At 69.8% G+C, this 14768-nt stretch carries 16 protein-coding genes; 11 read left to right on the top strand and 5 right to left on the bottom strand.

The annotated features are described in order from the left end of the window. Positions 1-7 precede the first annotated feature (7 nt). Entirely contained in the window at positions 8-868 is an 861-nt protein-coding gene (locus tag FHY03_RS00250; RefSeq protein WP_183921087.1) for an outer membrane protein, read from the bottom strand. A gap of 129 nt (positions 869-997) precedes the next feature. Between FHY03_RS00250 and parE the strand changes: the two genes are divergently transcribed. From parE to FHY03_RS00235, 3 genes are all read left to right on the top strand, one after another. Next, a complete protein-coding gene (gene parE / locus FHY03_RS00245; protein WP_409314140.1) occupies positions 998-2989 on the top strand; it encodes a DNA topoisomerase IV subunit B in 1992 nt (663 codons plus the stop codon). Beyond that, positions 2986-3648 (top strand): YoaK family protein, encoded by a 663-nt coding sequence (locus tag FHY03_RS00240; protein ID WP_183928043.1) that lies wholly within the window; start codon positions 2986-2988, stop codon positions 3646-3648. Before parE ends, FHY03_RS00240 begins: the two co-directional genes overlap by 4 nt. A 231-nt stretch (positions 3649-3879) precedes the next feature. After that, the gene (locus FHY03_RS00235) at positions 3880-5457 is read left to right on the top strand and encodes a winged helix-turn-helix domain-containing protein (RefSeq protein ID WP_183928041.1); all 1578 of its coding nucleotides are present in this window, start codon (positions 3880-3882) and stop codon (positions 5455-5457) included. Between the two features lie 73 nt (positions 5458-5530). Here the strand turns inward: FHY03_RS00235 and FHY03_RS00230 are convergent, their stop codons facing one another. Both FHY03_RS00230 and FHY03_RS00225 read right to left on the bottom strand, forming a co-directional pair. Beyond that, positions 5531-5842: a UrcA family protein gene (locus tag FHY03_RS00230; RefSeq protein WP_183921084.1), complete on the bottom strand. Its 312-nt coding sequence runs from the start codon at positions 5840-5842 to the stop codon at positions 5531-5533. 171 nt (positions 5843-6013) lie between these two features. After that, on the bottom strand, positions 6014-6676 hold the full coding sequence (locus FHY03_RS00225) for an alpha/beta hydrolase (RefSeq protein WP_183921083.1): 663 nt from the start codon (positions 6674-6676) through the stop codon (positions 6014-6016). A gap of 182 nt (positions 6677-6858) precedes the next feature. Between FHY03_RS00225 and FHY03_RS00220 the strand changes: the two genes are divergently transcribed. The 5 genes from FHY03_RS00220 (at position 6859) to FHY03_RS00200 (ending at position 9857) form a co-directional block, all read left to right on the top strand. After that, positions 6859-7593, top strand: coding sequence for a TlyA family RNA methyltransferase (locus FHY03_RS00220; RefSeq protein ID WP_183921082.1), 735 nt, complete (start codon positions 6859-6861; stop codon positions 7591-7593). Positions 7594-7701: 108 nt separating this feature from the next. Next, positions 7702-8223, top strand: a complete 522-nt coding sequence (locus tag FHY03_RS00215; RefSeq protein WP_183921081.1) for a TspO/MBR family protein — start codon at positions 7702-7704, stop codon at positions 8221-8223. A 23-nt stretch (positions 8224-8246) separates the two neighbouring features. Next, entirely contained in the window at positions 8247-8507 is a 261-nt protein-coding gene (locus FHY03_RS00210) for an accessory factor UbiK family protein (protein WP_183921080.1), read from the top strand. Positions 8508-8555: 48 nt separating this feature from the next. Continuing rightward, a complete protein-coding gene (locus FHY03_RS00205; RefSeq protein ID WP_183921079.1) occupies positions 8556-9062 on the top strand; it encodes a YbjN domain-containing protein in 507 nt (168 codons plus the stop codon). Positions 9063-9068: 6 nt separating this feature from the next. Continuing rightward, positions 9069-9857, top strand: coding sequence for a pyrroline-5-carboxylate reductase (locus tag FHY03_RS00200; RefSeq protein ID WP_183928039.1), 789 nt, complete (start codon positions 9069-9071; stop codon positions 9855-9857). Positions 9858-9870: 13 nt separating this feature from the next. Here the strand turns inward: FHY03_RS00200 and FHY03_RS00195 are convergent, their stop codons facing one another. Further along, on the bottom strand, positions 9871-10338 hold the full coding sequence (locus FHY03_RS00195; protein WP_221189935.1) for an Lrp/AsnC family transcriptional regulator: 468 nt from the start codon (positions 10336-10338) through the stop codon (positions 9871-9873). Between the two features lie 111 nt (positions 10339-10449). On the opposite strand from FHY03_RS00195, the gene FHY03_RS00190 reads away from it, so the two are divergent. After that, on the top strand, positions 10450-10662 hold the full coding sequence (locus FHY03_RS00190; protein WP_183921077.1) for a DUF6356 family protein: 213 nt from the start codon (positions 10450-10452) through the stop codon (positions 10660-10662). Between the two features lie 61 nt (positions 10663-10723). On the opposite strand, the gene FHY03_RS00185 is transcribed toward FHY03_RS00190, so the two are convergent. Beyond that, positions 10724-10867: a hypothetical protein gene (locus tag FHY03_RS00185; protein WP_183921076.1), complete on the bottom strand. Its 144-nt coding sequence runs from the start codon at positions 10865-10867 to the stop codon at positions 10724-10726. 180 nt (positions 10868-11047) lie between these two features. Between FHY03_RS00185 and FHY03_RS00180 the strand changes: the two genes are divergently transcribed. Together FHY03_RS00180 and FHY03_RS00175 are read left to right on the top strand one after the other, a co-directional pair. Further along, on the top strand, positions 11048-11329 hold the full coding sequence (locus tag FHY03_RS00180) for an I78 family peptidase inhibitor (protein WP_183928037.1): 282 nt from the start codon (positions 11048-11050) through the stop codon (positions 11327-11329). Between the two features lie 287 nt (positions 11330-11616). Beyond that, complete coding sequence (locus tag FHY03_RS00175; protein WP_183928035.1) at positions 11617-14760, top strand: S8 family serine peptidase; 3144 nt, start codon at positions 11617-11619, stop codon at positions 14758-14760. Positions 14761-14768 lie beyond the last annotated feature (8 nt).

The raw sequence follows: 14768 nt of genomic DNA, 5'->3' as shown, positions 1-14768 counted from the left end.
CGTCACCTCAGAAGCGGAACGCCGCGGTGGCGCGCAGGCTATGCCAGCGGAACTTCTCGTCCGAGCGGCGGAAGTCGGTGCCCTCGACCGTGCCGCCGTTGCCGGCGTTGGTGAAGGGCGTGCCCGCCGGGCCGGCGGCGCGGACGCGATAGTCGTCGTCCTGGTACTGGTGGTAGACATATTCGAGCCCGACCGAGAAATGGTCGCCGAAGCGCTGCTCGATGCCGCCGCCGCCCTGGAAGCCGAACTGGTCCTGCCGCCCGCGCGCGGTGAAGCTGTTTGTGCTCTGGCTCGACGAGAACTCGCTGTCGATCCGCGCCAGCGACGGGCCGAACGTGCCGTAGAACAACGTCGAGTCGTTGGGCGTGTAGCCGGCGCGCGCGCGCACCGCGGCCTCCCAGTTGACCTGGCGGTACATCACGTAATTCGCCGGAGTGGTCGAGAAGCCCGAGGTGCTGTCGTTGATGTGAGTCCGCCCGAACTCGCCGACGACGCCGTAGACGATCGGTCCGCTCTGCTGGTCGTAGCCGACCCGCCCGTAATAGCTCCAGCCGTCACGATCCTTCGCGCACCCCGGGCCACCGTTGCGCGGGCCCTGCGCGGCGCGCGCGCGTCCGCCGCAGAAGCCCGGCGAGAAGGCGTTCGCGCCCGTGCCGGTCAGCACCGTGTCGCCGAAGCGGCCGTCGAGGTTGCGGTCGAACTCGAGGCGCGCGGCGCCATCGTTGGGCTGCACGTCATAGCCGCCGGCGGCGCCGACATAGATGCCGGAAAAGCCGCTGCTGACCGACGGATCGCCATCGTCCTGCGCCATCGCGGGGACAGCCGTCAACGACACCGCGATCGCGGCGGCGGTCAAATACGCTCTCATGTAGGTCACTCCCTGATCGAACGATCCGCGAACGAGCCTCGTTCAGGTTGTGTTGCGTGAGGAATCATTGCCGTGGCAACCGACCTTGCCGCGCTTGGGTCGGGCGGCGTGGATCGTTATATGACGGTCATGGCCGATCTGTTCGCTTCCCCCACCGCCGGCGCCCCCGCCTATGACGCCTCGTCGATCGAGGTGCTCGAGGGCTTGGAGCCGGTGCGCCGCCGGCCCGGCATGTACGTCGGCGGCACCGACGAGCGCGCGATGCATCACCTCGCCGCCGAGGTGCTCGACAATGCGATGGACGAGGCGGTGGCGGGACACGCCACGCGGATCGAGATCACGCTGGAGCCGGGCAACCGCTTGACCATCGTCGACAACGGCCGCGGCATGCCGGTCGACCCGCATCCCAAGTTCCCCGACAAATCGGCGCTCGAGGTGATCCTCTCGATGCTGCACTCGGGCGGCAAGTTCGCGGGCAAGGCTTATGCCACCTCGGGCGGCCTGCATGGCGTCGGCGTCTCGGTGGTGAACGCGCTGTCGAGCGACACCGTGGTCGAGGTCGCGCGTGACCGCCAGTTGTACCGCCAGCGCTTCAGCAAGGGGCAGACGCTCGGCCCGCTCGAGACGGTCGGCGCCGCGCCCAACCGCCGCGGCACGTCGGTGGCCTTCACGCCCGACACCGAGATCTTCGGCCCCGAGCTGCTGTTCAAGCCGGCGCGGCTGTACAAGCTGGCGCGCTCCAAGGCGTACCTGTTCGCCGGCGTCGAGATACGGTGGCACTGCGCGTCCGAGCTGATCACGGATGGAGACCGCGCAAGCGGTATTCCTGAGGAAGCGGTGTTCCAGTTTCCCGGAGGCCTGTCGGACCATCTGCGCGAGCAGATCGCCGGGCGCGAATGCGCCACCGCCGATTTCTTCGCCGGCCAGCAGGACTTCCCCGACCAGCAGGGCAAGGTCGAGTGGGCGGTCGCCTGGCCGCTGTGGAGCGAAGGCAGCTACAGCTGGTATTGCAACACCATCCCCACACCCGACGGCGGCACGCACGAGCAGGGGCTGCGTCAGGCGCTGGTGCGCGGGTTGCGTCAGTTCGGCGACCTCGTCGGCAACAAGCGCGCCAAAGACCTCACCGCGGACGACGTGATGGTCGGCAGCGAGCTGATGCTCAGCGTCTTCATCCGCGAGCCGCAGTTCCAGTCACAGACCAAGGATCGGCTCACCTCGCCCGAGGCGGCGGGGCTGGTCGAGAAGGCGATGCGCGACCATTTCGACCATTGGCTCGGCCACAATATGGAGCGCGGCAAGGCGCTGCTCGGTTATGTGCTGGAGCGGATGGACGAGCGGCTGCGGCGCAAGGCCGAGCGCGACGTCAAGCGCAAGACCGCGACCTCGGCGCGCAAGATCCGGCTCCCGGGCAAGCTCACCGACTGCGCCTCCGACAGCTCGGAGGGTACCGAACTGTTCATCGTCGAGGGCGATTCGGCGGGCGGATCGGCCAAGCAGGCGCGCGACCGGAAGACCCAGGCGATCCTGCCGATCCGCGGCAAGATCCTCAACGTCGCCTCCGCCACCTCGGCCAAGATCCTGGCCAACCAGGAGATCGCCGACCTCGTTCAGGCGCTCGGCTGCGGCACCCGCAAGGACTGCCGTCCCGAGCAGCTGCGCTACGAGAAGATCGTCATCATGACCGACGCCGACGTCGACGGCGCGCATATCGCGACGCTGCTGATGACCTTCTTCTTCCAGGAGATGCCCGAGCTGGTACGGCAGGGGCATCTGCACCTCGCACAGCCGCCGCTCTATCGCCTGACGGTCGGCGCCAAGTCGCTCTACGCGCGCGACGACGCCCACCGCGCCGAGCTGGAGCGCACCGTCTTCCGCGGCAAGAAGGTGGAGGTGGCGCGCTTCAAGGGCCTGGGCGAGATGAACCCGAGCCAGTTGCGCGAGACGACGATGGACCCGGCCAAACGCAGCATGATCCGCATCACGCTGCCACAGGAATATGAGGAGCGCGCCGGCGTGAAGGACCTGGTCGACCGGCTGATGGGGACCAATCCCGCGCACCGCTTCGCCTTCATCCAGGAGAATGCGGCCCGCCTCGACGAGGAGGCGATCGACGCGTGACCCGGCATCCACGACGCGAATGGTGGCTGGCGATCGCGCTGGCGGCGCTGGCGGGCTATGTCGACGCGATCGGCTTCCTGCGGCTCAACGGCCTGTTCGTCTCCTTCATGAGCGGCAACTCGACCCGGCTGGCGGTGGCGCTGGCGGGCGGCTCGCCGCTGGCGCTCACCGCGGCGTCGCTGATCCTCGCCTTCGTCGCGGGCGTGGTCGTCGGCGCCACCGCGGGCGCGGCGCTGGGGCGCTGGCGCCGGCCGGGCGTGATCGTACTCGCCGCGGTGCCGCTCGCGGTGGCGGCGGCGCTGCCCGAGTTCGGCCCGCTCGGCGGCCTTGGCACGGTGCTGCTGGCGTTGGCGATGGGCGGACTCAACACCGTCTTCCAGCGCGACGGCGAGGTCAGCGTCGGGGTGACCTATATGACAGGCGCCTTGGTCAAGCTCGGCCAGCATCTCGCGGGCGCGCTGATGGGCGACGGCGCGCGCTGGGACTGGCTGCCGTACCTGCTGCTGTGGTCGGGGCTGGTTGCGGGCGCTTTCCTCGGCACGGCCGACTATGCCGCGCTCGATAACGCCGCGCTGTGGCGCGCGACAGGCGCGGCACTCGGCATCGCACTGCTCGCCGCGGCGACGACGACGGCGGGAGGCCGTGTGCCGCGCGAGTGAGACCGGGGGGGGGGCGATGCCGGGGGGCATGGGGATGCGAGAGGGAATTGCCCGCGAGCGGTCGCCGTTCAGCGTCACACAGCGACGCCATCCTGAACTTGTTTCAGGATCCACGGTCCCGCAAGCGCATCGACCTCTGGAGGTGGGGCGCGGTGGAACCCAAAACGAGTTCGGGATGACGTCGACTGGGAGATGGGGCGGACGCCACTCCTGCGACGAGCGGTCCGTGGCATGATCGACCTCGCCCGCACCGCCGATATCGACCTGGCCGGCCTCATAATACGCCCCTCGCTCCGCCTCGTCGCGCTGGGCGATCAGGAGGAACTGCTCGAGCCGCGCGTCATGCAGGTCCTGGTCGTGCTGACCCGCGCGGGCGGCGCGGTGGTGTCGCGCGACGAGCTGGTGGCGCAATGCTGGGATGGGCGTATCGTCGGCGACGACGCGATCAATCGCGTCGTCGGGCGACTGCGCCGCCTCGGCGAAGGGATCGCCGCGGGCCGTTTTCGCATCGAGACGATTGCGCGGGTCGGCTATCGCCTGATCGTCGTCGAGGCAAGCGCTTCGCCGGCGCCGCCCTCCATCGCCGAAGACCGGGCGGCTTCCGCGGCCGAGAGTACCAAGCGCGCTGCTATCCCCATCGTGCCACGTCGTGCGCTGATCGCCGGGCTGGGTGTCGCGGGCGCTACCGCAGCCGGCGGCGCCTGGTGGTGGCACCGTGACCGCGCCGCACCGCGAACGCCCGAGGTCGCCGCGCTCGTCGCTCAGGCGCGCGACTCGCAGCGCCAGGCGGACCGCCAGGGCCTCTGGCAGGCGATCGGACTATTCCGCCGCGCCGTGCTGCTCGCCCCTGACGACGCCGATGCCTGGGGGCAACTCGCGCTGTGCTGCGCGGTGGCGGCGCGGATCGCGACCGCGGCGGACCGCGCCGCCTTCGCCGAGCGGGCGCTCGCGGCCGAGCGGCGCGCCGAAGCGATCGATCCTGGAAACGCCTATGCCGCGCTGGCGCGGATGCGGCGGGCGCCGCTGCTCGGCAATTGGCGCGCGCAGGAGCAGGTCACCGCCCGCGCGGCGCGCGAGCATCCCGAGGACGACGTGATCGCCGACGCGCTCGGCCGTATGCTGCAGATGGTCGGGCGGATGCGCGAATCGATCGACCATTTCACGCGCGCGCTCACCGTCGGCGGACCGTCGCCGATCGCGATGTACCAGCGCGTCGTCTCGCTGTGGAGCGTCGACCGGCTGGAGGAGGCCGACCGCGCGATGGAGGAGGCCTTTGCGCTCTACCCGCTCCACTACGCCGTGTGGTTCACGCGCGCCTTCCTGCTCGCCTACACCGGCCGGGGCGCGGAGGCGCTTCGCATGATCGAGGACTCGGACCACCGGCCCAGCACCGTCGACGACGCGAGCTTCGCGCTGACCGCGGGACTAGCGCGCGCGCTGGCGACCCGCGCCCCAAGCGACGTCGACGCGACTGCCGCTGGATATGTCGAGGCGGCGCACCGCGGTAGCGGTCATGCCGAGAACGCGATCCAGTTCCTCAGCGCGGCGGGGCGGCTCGACCAGGCTTTCGCGATCGCCGAGGGCTATTTCCTACGCCGCGGCTTCGCGGTGGACACGCTGCGCTTCTCGCGCCGGCAAGGCACCTATACCGCGCCCGATCAGCGCGTGAGCTGGTTCCTGTTCGCGCCGCCGTGCGCAGCGATGCGTCGCGACCCGCGCTTCGGGACGCTGGCCGGGGCGATGGGACTGACGCGCTACTGGCGCGAGACCGGCACCCGGCCCGATGATCGCGCGGTGGCGCTGGGCTGAGCGGTCAACTGCGTGAACGAGGCGACCGCCACGTCCTCGCTTGCGCCCTGTCGCTCGACGTTGTGTGCGCTCATCAGCGCGCCGCCAGTGCGGTGGCATCGCGCTCGGCCATCGCGATCCGCAGCGGCGACGAGCGCCGCGCTGCGTCGGCGACGGTGGCGGCGACGCAGGCGCGGCGGTCCCTGGTGAGCGGCTCATGCTCGCACAGCCGCGCGGCAGCACGCTCCACCCGCGCGAGCATCGCGGCGCGGCCGGCGCCGGTCCGCTCGTCGAGGTCGCGCGCGACGATGTGGTAGCTGCCGTCGCCCACGCGCCAGCTCTGCGCGACAGCGACCGAGGCGAGCGGCATGGAGGCGGCGAGGACGAGGAGGATAATCGAGCGCATGGCGAGTCTCCGGCGGTGCGACGGGGATCGTCGCTGGGTCGGAGACTCGTCGATTGCCGCCGTCCGGTCGCGGCGGTGGAGCCGATATCAGGCCGATCGTTCGCCGATGATCGGCGAAGCAGGGCCGTTCAGCGCAAGGCGGACCACCGGAGCAGGGTCACGCCCCGCCCGTCACATCCGCAGCCCGGCTTCCTGTTCGCGCGGCCGCGCCAGGATCGCGCGCGCGTCGCCGGGGGTGCGCGCCTCGCCGTGCGGCCCGCCCGCGGCGGCGATCACGCGGTCGAGCAGTTCGAGCCCCTCGGGCCAGCGCCCCAGCCCGCTCGCGGCGTTGATGTGACCGCAGGCGCCATAATCGATGAAGTGGCTGCCCCAGTCGACGGCGAGGCTATGCGCGCGCTCAAGCGTGACCCAGGGATCGTCGCTCGACGCGACCACGATCGAGGGGAAGGGCAGCGGCTCTTTCGGAGACGGCGCGAAGGGGGCGAGCTCGGGGGCGACACCGGCGCGGTCGACGTCGGCGGGTGCCACCAGCAGCGCGCCCGCGACCGGCCAGCCATAGGGCTGTGGGCTCAGCGAGGCCCACCATGCTACCGCGACGCAGCCGAGGCTGTGCGCGACCAGGATCACCGGCGCGCGCGCGCTCGCCACCGCCTGGTCGATCTTGGTGACCCAGGCATTGCGATGCGGCCGATCCCACATGCCCAGTTCGACCCGGGCAGTGTCGGGGCGGCTCTTCTCCCACAATGTCTGCCAGTGCGACGGCCCGGATCCGCCCAGCCCCGGGACGGTCAGAACGGTCGGCTGCACCGACAGATCGAACGCGGAATGTCCCATGACATACCTCCAGTTGGTGAGGCCGCGGCGATCGGTCTAGGGGTCGGCACGGCCGCGGCCTCTGTCCTCTAGCTATTGCCTACTAAATCGATCGGCAATCCTGCGCCGCAGCATTTGACGCGAGCGGAGGCGCGCGAGCGACGAGCGGTTGCGGCGCCGCCGTTGCGGCGCGATAGGGCGGCATGCCCAAGCAGCGCGTGGACCAGATGCTCGTCGACCGCGGCCTCGCCGAGTCGCGCACGCGCGCGCAGGCGCTGGTGATGGCGGGGCTGGTGTTCGCCGGCGAGCGCAAGGTCGACAAGCCGGGGCAGGCGCTCGCGGACGACGTCGCGCTGGAGGTGCGCGGGCGCGATCATCCCTGGGTGTCGCGCGGCGGGATCAAGCTGGCGCATGGGCTCGATCACTTCGGCTGGGACGTGACCGGCGCGGTGGCGATCGACGTCGGCAGCTCGACCGGCGGCTTCACCGACGTGCTGCTCAGCCGCGGCGCGGCGCGCGTCTACGCGGTCGACAGTGGTACCAACCAGCTCGCCTGGAAGCTGCGCCAGGATCCGCGCGTCGCCGTCCACGAGCAGACCAGCGCGCGGCTGCTCACCGCCGCGCACGTGCCCGAGCCGGTCGACCTGGTGGTGTGCGACGCGAGCTTCATCGGTCTGGCCAAGGTGCTCGAGGTGCCGCTCGGCTTCGTTCGCCCCGGCGGGCGCGTGCTGGCGCTGATCAAGCCGCAGTTCGAGGCGGGGCGCGCCGAGGTGGGCAAGGGCGGGGTGGTGCGCGACCCCGCCGTTCACGCGCGGGTCTGCGCCGAGGTCGTGGCGTGGCTGGAGCAGGGCGGCTGGCAGGTCTTGGGCGTGGTCGAGAGCCCGATCACCGGGCCCGAGGGCAATGTGGAGTTCCTCGTCGCCGCGGCGCGCGCGTGAATTTGGGAAAAGTACCATTTACCTGACGGTGGCGTTGCGGCAGCAGTACCGGGACGGGCCGATCGGGAGACGAAGGTGGGGGGTGTCGCTTCCAAGGAGCAGTTGCGGATGTCGTTCCTGCGCTGGGCGGCGGTGGCGGTGCCCGGCGTGCTGCTGCTCGGCTTCCTGTCGGGGCGGACGGTGCCGTCGGGCGACGCCAACGGCTGGTATCGCGCGCTGGCCAAGCCCGAGCTGACGCCGCCGGGCTGGCTGTTCCCGGTCGCCTGGTCGCTGCTGTACGTGATGATGGGCGTCGCGCTCGCGCTGGTGCTGAGCGCGCGTGGCGCGCGACTGCGCTGGCTCGCGGTCGCGCTGTTCGCCGCGCAGCTTGTCGGTAACCTGCTGTGGACACCGCTGTTCTTCGGCGCCCACCAGGTCTCGGCGGCGTTCCTGCTGATCGTCGCGATCCTGGGGCTGACGATCCTCACCACGTTCGTCTTCGCGCAGGTGCGCCGTCGCGCCGCGTGGCTGCTCGTCCCGTATATGATGTGGCTGGGTTTCGCGGGTACGCTCAACTGGCGTATCGATCAGCTCAACCCCGACGCGGAACGGCTTGTGTCGCCGGCCGCGGCGTCCCAGATGGTCGGTTAAGCGCCTCTACAGGAAAATGATCTATGCAGTCCGAGAACCATCTGTTCGGCGACCTCGCCAAGCTCTTCAACGGCGCGGCGGGCACGCTCGCCGGGGTCGGGCGCGAGGCCGAGGCCAATGCGCGCGCCCGCGCGCGCGAGTGGATCGGTGGTCTCGATTTCGTCGCACGCGACGAGTTCGAGGTGGTGAAGGCGATGGCGGCCGCGGCGCGTGACGAGAATGAGGCGCTGCGCGCACGGATCGAGACGCTCGAGGCGGCACTGGCCGCCAAGTCCGGCGTCTGATCGCGCCGCGCCAGGGAAGGGGGCCGCGTGCCAAGCGATAAGTTACTGATGCTCGACGAGGCCGACGACGACAATGCGGGCGAGGCGCCGCTCGACATGCTCGAGGCCTATTTCCTCGCGCACGGTTGGCCGTGCGAGCGCGGCGAGGACGAGATCACCGCGTCGATCAAGGGCAGCTGGACCGAATATGAGCTGCGCGCGCTGTGGCGCGAGGAGGACGGTGTCCTCCAGCTGCTCGCCTTTCCCGACGTCAAGGTGGCGGAGGGCCGACGCGCGCCGGTCTACGAGGTGCTCGCGCTCGTCAACGAGCAGCTGTGGATGGGGCATTTCGAGATCTGGTCGAGCAGCGGCATCCTGCTCTACCGCAACGCCACCGCGATCGAGGCCGAGGACGGCGAGGCCACCATGGCGCTGAGCACTGCCGAGTTGCTGGTGGAATCCGCCATCGACGAGTGCGAGCGCTTCTACCCGGTGTTCCAGTTCGTGCTGTGGGGCGGCAAGTCGCCGAGCGAGGCGATCGCGGCGGCGATGGTCGAGACGGCCGGCGAGGCCTGACGCGCGATGCGGCTGTGGATGATCGGCTGCGGCAACATGGCCTCGGCGATGCTGCGGCGCTGGCTGGCGAGCGGCGTGGTCGCGGCCGAGGACGTCGACGTCGTCAACCGCCAGCATCGCGTGCTGCCCGTCGGTGTGCGCCAGGCGCGCGACCTGCCCGACGCGCCGCCGCCCGACGCGGTGATCCTCGGCATCAAGCCGCAACAGCTCGACGCCGTGGCCGCGGTGCATCGCGCCCGCGTCGCGGCGGCGCCGCTGCTTATCTCGATGCTCGCGGGCGCCGATCCGGCGCGGCTGGCGGCGGCCTTCCCTGGCCCGGTGCCGGTGCAGACGATGCCCAACCTGCCGGTCGAGCTCGGCCGCGGCGTCGTCGCGGTGCACGCGCCCGACGCGCCGGCGTCGGCGCGTGCGGTGGTGGACCGGCTGCTCGCGCCGCTGGGCCTGGTCGAGTGGTTCGACGACGCGGCGCGCTTCGCCGCCGCCGGCGCCCTGTCGGGCACCGGACCCGCCTTCCTCTTCCGCTTCATCGACGCGCTGACCGCGGGCGGGGTCGCGACCGGACTGTCGCGCGAGGAGGCCGAAGCGGTGGCGCTCGCGACCGTCGACGGCGCGGCGGCGATGGCCTCGGCGAGCGAGCGCAGCCCGGCCGCGCTGGCCGACGCGGTGGCGAGCCCCGGTGGCATGACCCGCGCCGGGCTCGACGTGCTCGATCGTGAGCGCGCCTTGGCGGCACTGCTGGAGCAGACGCTGTGCGCGGTGGCGCGGCGCGGCGCGGAGATGGCGGCGGGGCGGTAGGGATCGGTGACAGCTAGAGCGGCAGCGCGGTCGTCGACTTGATCTCCTGCATCGCGAATGAGGAGCTGACGTCGTGCAGCGGCGCGACCTTGATCAGCTTGCGATAGATACGGTCATAGTCAGCGATGTCGCGCGCGACGACCTTGAGCAGGTAATCGACCTCACCGCTCATCCGGTAGAATTCCACCACCTCGGGGATCCGCGCGACGCCCTCGGCGAAGGTCTGCAGCCACTCGTCGCTGTGCTGCGTCGTTCGCACCGCGACGAAGACCGTGACGTCGAGCCCAAGCGAGGCACGGTCGAGCAGGGCGACTCGCGACCGGATCAGCCCCACTCGCTCGAGTCGCTTCACCCGCTTCCAGCACGGCGTGGGAGAGAGGCTCACCCGCTCGGCGAGATCGGCGATCGAGATCGTCGCATCTTCCTGCAGCAGGGCGAGCAGGCGCCGATCGGTGGGATCGAGAATGACATTCTCCGTCATGCCCCAATCATAGCACAGACCTTTCGTGTCGACCCCTGAATAGTAGGTGCAAGAGACACGTTCTCACCTGTGAACGGGGCTATGCTCTCTCGCGTTGGCAGGAGGCGTGTTATGCTCAACCGGATGTTCGTCGACCACCCGCGCGCGGTGGGAGAGAGCTACATCGCGCACGCGCAGGTCGCCGCGCGCTTCGGCCTCACCTTGATGGGCGCGGGCGCGGCCTGCCTGATCCACGCGCTGATACCAGGGCTGTTCCGTTCCACCGGGAGCCGCGCCGTGGAGCGCTTATGTGAGGAGATGGCGGCGCGGCGCCGCGCCGGCTGAGTCATATGTCATGCTACGCGACGGGCGGGAGCCAGAAGTTAGCCGCGCCCGCGTCGGGCGCTCAGTGGCCGTAGCGTTTGATACCCCGACGGCGGAGCTTCTGACGATGGCGCCGGCGCAGTATAACGATCGCCGTCGGCACGGCGACCAGCAGGGCCGCTCCAATGATCGCATAAGCGACGAGTTCGCGAGTGACGTCGATCATGGCGGGCCTGTGACATAGCCGATCGCGGCTGTCATCCCGCGAAAACGCTTGAAGATAGACTGCTACCCGGATTGGCGGGCGAGTCACCGCTTTCCGCTATCCCGGTTTTTCGCGTATGGTTGATCAGCGTCATGCACGGGAGAAGCCATGTTCACTCTCCTCATCCTTGGAGCGCCGCTGATGACCAATGTGCCCGATCAGCCGGCGCAGGGTCGCTCGCGACTGGCGCCGCCGGGCGCGCACCGCCGGCTCGCGGGAGCCGCACCGGCGGCGAGCTGTGGCGGCGCCGAGCTCGTCGGCAAGAAGTGGACCGAGGAAATGCGCGCGCCGCTGCTGAGCGGTGGCCATCGTGAGGTGCGGCTGCTCCGCGTCGGTCAGCCACGTACGATGGATCTGCGCGAGGACCGGCTCAACGTGATCCTCGACTCGGCGGGACAGGTGATCGAGATCACCTGCGGCTGATCGATCGCTGCTTTGTCCTGGCAAGCTGATTAACCCCCACGTGGGCACGATCATTGCGCCGCGCCGCTCTCCCGAGAATTAAAAGAAAAGTTTCAGCTGGCTGCACTTTATTGCAAGGCTGACATTCTTCGCCTTGTCAGTTTCTCTCCCCGTAGTTAACCTCGATCTCGCTCGAGCAACAATGTGCGTCCGACCGGTCAGGGAGCGGCGGCGACGACAACGGCGGCACCACCGCCGCGCGTTCGTGCATCCCCGGCCGGCCGACCTTCACCGGGAGTGAGACAGGCATGGCATCGAAGCTCAACATCGCGTCGCGGACCGCCGGGCAGCGGATCGACCAGGGTACCTACGGCCCCGGCGACATGGCCGCGCTCGCGCCCGCGCGTGCCGCTGCCGTCGGGCAGCGCGCGACGACGGGTCCGCTCGACGCCGCCGCGCTGAGCGCTCAGCCGCACATCGCTCCCGCTGCCGCGGCGACGGCCGCCGGGCCGATCCCCGCCTTCGATCTCTCGACGGGCAAGGCCGTCACCACCGCCTTCAAGCTCTACGCGATCGACGTCGCCGATCCGCTCGCGAAGGACCAGTGGCATCTCCAGCGTCTCGGCGACCTGCAGACGGTGTGGAAGGATTACACCGGCAAGGACGTGACCGTCGGCGTCTACGATTCCGGGGTGCAGTACGCGCATTGGGATCTGGACGGGAACTACGACGCCTCCAAGCAGGTGGTCGTCGACGGCAAGGTCTACGACGGCGACTACCGCCCCGCCTCGGGCCCGCATGGCACGTCGGTCGCTGGGCTGATTGCGGCCGAGCGCAACGGCGCCGGCGGTGTGGGCGTCGCCTACGGCGCCCACGTCACCGGCGTGAACATCTTCGACCCCTATTCGGAGGACGACTCGAAGGAGGGGATCTTCGTCAACGGGGTCGACCTCACGAAGTTCTTCGAGGCAGTGAAACAGTCGGCCCGGTACGACGTCACCAATCACAGCTGGGGCGGGCTCGACTATGTCACCACCGCCGCCGCGCGGACCACCGCTGGCTCCTTCGCCAACGGCATGGTCACCGCGCTCAGCTACGGCTCGGCCGAGGGGCGCGGTGGGCTCGGCACGGTCCATGTCGCCGCCGCGGGCAACGACGTGATCGACGGCCAGGCCGACAGCTGGAAGAGCGACCGCCACATCGTCACCGTCGGTTCGTATCGCGAGGTGGACGGCAGCTCGTCGCAATATGTCGACAGCGGTGCGCACCTGCTCGTGTCGGCGCCGTCGAACGACTACGCCGAGCTCGGCGGCACCGGCCAGGTGACCACCGACCTGCTCGGCCGCGACGGCTACAACACGATCGCCAAACCGGGCGGTGCCGAGGATTACACCGACTCATTCGGCGGCACCTCAGGCGCCACCCCGGTGGTGAGCGGCGTCGTCAGCCTGATCCTCGACGCCAACAGCGAGCTCGGCTGGCGCGACGTCAAGGACATCCTCGCCGCCTCGGCCAAGCTGCCGGTCGCATTCGACACCGGCCAGACCGCGGCGACCTCGACGATCAGCGGGCTGACCTATGTGCTTAACAACCGCCAGTTCCAGCTCAACGGCGACGATGCCGGCTGGAACGGTGGCGCGATGCACTACAGCAACGATTACGGCTACGGCGCTGTCGACGCCTACAACGCGGTGCGGCTCGCCGAAGTGTGGTCACTGTTCGGCGCGGCCAAGACCAGCGACAATGAGGTGAGCGCCACCACCGGCACGATCCGCGTTGGCAAGACCTCGGTCGCCACCAAGGCTGACACCGCGCTCACGCAGTTCCACGATTTCGTCGGCACGCCGACCAGCTTCCAGTTCCGCGTGACCCAGGACGTCGACGTCGAGCACCTCGACCTCACGCTCAACTTCGCCACGCAGCTCGGCGACGGCACCTCGCTGCTCAACACCAGCGCGGTCGGGCTCAAGATCAAGCTGATCGCGCCCGACGGTACCGAGGGCTATATCGACCTGAGCGACACCAACGCCACTACCGTCACCGGCACGTCGCAGACCTTTACCTTCGGCCTCAGCGGCTTCCGCGGCGTCGACACGCTCGGCACCTGGACCTTCCAGTTCGAGCAGACCGCGGGCGTGTTCGGCGCCTATGACGCCAACCGCACCACGGTGAACACGCTCAAGCTTGACCTGTACGGCGCCGCACCGGGCACCGGTGACGTCTACACCTACACCAATGAGTTCTTCACCATGGCGGCGATCGCGGGCGAGGGCGGCCGCCGGACGCTGATCGACAGCGACGGCGGCACCGACTGGATCAACGCTGCCGCGATCGCCAGCGACGTGACGATCTCGCTCAAGCAGGGCGGCGTGACCAGCTTCGGCGGCACCAGGGCCTTCACCATCGGCACCGGCACGCAGATCGAGAATGCGGTCAGCGGCGACGGCAATGATACGCTGCTCGGCAACGGCCTGGCGAACGAGCTGCACGGCATGCGCGGCAACGACAGCCTGTTCGGCGACGCGGGCAGCGACGTGCTGTTCGGCGGATGGGGCGACGATCGGCTCGACGGCGGTTCCGGCGCCGACGTCCTGCGCGGCGAGCAGGGCAACGACACCTATATCGTCGACGACCGGGGCGACGTCGTCATCGAGGACCCGAACCAGGGCACCGACACCGTCTACGCCGCGATCGACTACACGCTCGGCTCGCACGTGGAGAAGCTGTACCTCACCGGCGCCGCCCGATCGGGCACGGGCAACGGCCTCGACAACGACCTGTACGGTACCGGCGGCGACGACTCGCTCTACGGCCTCGACGGCAACGACCTGCTGCGCGGCTGGGAGGGCAACGACCGGCTCTACGGCGGCAGCGGGAACGACACGCTGTTCGGCGGCGCCGGCGCCGACCGGCTCGACGGCGGCAGGGGTGACGATGTGCTGCGCGGCGAGGCGGGCAATGACACCTATGTCGTCGACAGCCGCGGCGACCAGGTGATCGAACTCAGCGGCGACGGCATCGACACCGTGCTCGCCTCGGTCGACTATCGCCTGGCCGCCAACGTCGAGGATCTGACGCTCAGCGGCAGCGCCTATAGCGGCACCGGCAACGCGCTGAACAACGTCATCCGCGGCAGCGCCGGTGCCAATGCGCTGAGCGGGGAGGCCGGCAACGACACGCTGATCGGCGGCGCTGGCGACGACATCCTCACCGGCGGAAGCGGCAGTGACCGCTTCGTCTTCGCCGACGGCTTCGGCAAGGACACGATCCGCGACTTCGGCCGCGGCGACACGATCGATCTCGCCGCCTACACGCTCGACGGCGCGCCGATCGTGACGGACGTCGGCAGCGACACGCTGATCGACCTCGGTGACGGCAACACGATCCTGCTGAAGGGCGTTCAGCCGGGGCAGCTGAGCTTCACCGGCGACGCCTTCGGCTACCTCGGCTGAGCATGGCA

Origin of the sequence: Sphingomonas sp. BK345 (genome assembly GCF_014193845.1) — a bacterium.
Classification (GTDB): Bacteria; Pseudomonadota; Alphaproteobacteria; order Sphingomonadales; family Sphingomonadaceae; genus Sphingomonas.
The sequence above is the reverse complement of the archived record's forward strand: the minus strand, read 5'-3'. Positions and strand labels throughout refer to the sequence as shown.

What these genes read in the sequence shown, in the direction of transcription:
- FHY03_RS00250 (WP_183921087.1), bottom strand. Translation starts at nt 868, where the DNA reads ATGAGAGCGTATTTGACCGCCGCCGCGATCGCGGTGTCGTTGACGGCT.
- parE (WP_409314140.1), top strand. Translation starts at nt 998, where the DNA reads ATGGCCGATCTGTTCGCTTCCCCCACCGCCGGCGCCCCCGCCTATGAC.
- FHY03_RS00235 (WP_183928041.1), top strand. Translation starts at nt 3,880, where the DNA reads ATGATCGACCTCGCCCGCACCGCCGATATCGACCTGGCCGGCCTCATA.
- FHY03_RS00230 (WP_183921084.1), bottom strand. Translation starts at nt 5,842, where the DNA reads ATGCGCTCGATTATCCTCCTCGTCCTCGCCGCCTCCATGCCGCTCGCC.
- FHY03_RS00225 (WP_183921083.1), bottom strand. Translation starts at nt 6,676, where the DNA reads ATGGGACATTCCGCGTTCGATCTGTCGGTGCAGCCGACCGTTCTGACC.
- FHY03_RS00220 (WP_183921082.1), top strand. Translation starts at nt 6,859, where the DNA reads ATGCCCAAGCAGCGCGTGGACCAGATGCTCGTCGACCGCGGCCTCGCC.
- FHY03_RS00215 (WP_183921081.1), top strand. Translation starts at nt 7,702, where the DNA reads ATGTCGTTCCTGCGCTGGGCGGCGGTGGCGGTGCCCGGCGTGCTGCTG.
- FHY03_RS00210 (WP_183921080.1), top strand. Translation starts at nt 8,247, where the DNA reads ATGCAGTCCGAGAACCATCTGTTCGGCGACCTCGCCAAGCTCTTCAAC.
- FHY03_RS00205 (WP_183921079.1), top strand. Translation starts at nt 8,556, where the DNA reads ATGCTCGACGAGGCCGACGACGACAATGCGGGCGAGGCGCCGCTCGAC.
- FHY03_RS00200 (WP_183928039.1), top strand. Translation starts at nt 9,069, where the DNA reads ATGCGGCTGTGGATGATCGGCTGCGGCAACATGGCCTCGGCGATGCTG.
- FHY03_RS00195 (WP_221189935.1), bottom strand. Translation starts at nt 10,338, where the DNA reads ATGACGGAGAATGTCATTCTCGATCCCACCGATCGGCGCCTGCTCGCC.
- FHY03_RS00190 (WP_183921077.1), top strand. Translation starts at nt 10,450, where the DNA reads ATGCTCAACCGGATGTTCGTCGACCACCCGCGCGCGGTGGGAGAGAGC.
- FHY03_RS00185 (WP_183921076.1), bottom strand. Translation starts at nt 10,867, where the DNA reads ATGATCGACGTCACTCGCGAACTCGTCGCTTATGCGATCATTGGAGCG.
- FHY03_RS00180 (WP_183928037.1), top strand. Translation starts at nt 11,048, where the DNA reads ATGACCAATGTGCCCGATCAGCCGGCGCAGGGTCGCTCGCGACTGGCG.
- FHY03_RS00175 (WP_183928035.1), top strand. Translation starts at nt 11,617, where the DNA reads ATGGCATCGAAGCTCAACATCGCGTCGCGGACCGCCGGGCAGCGGATC.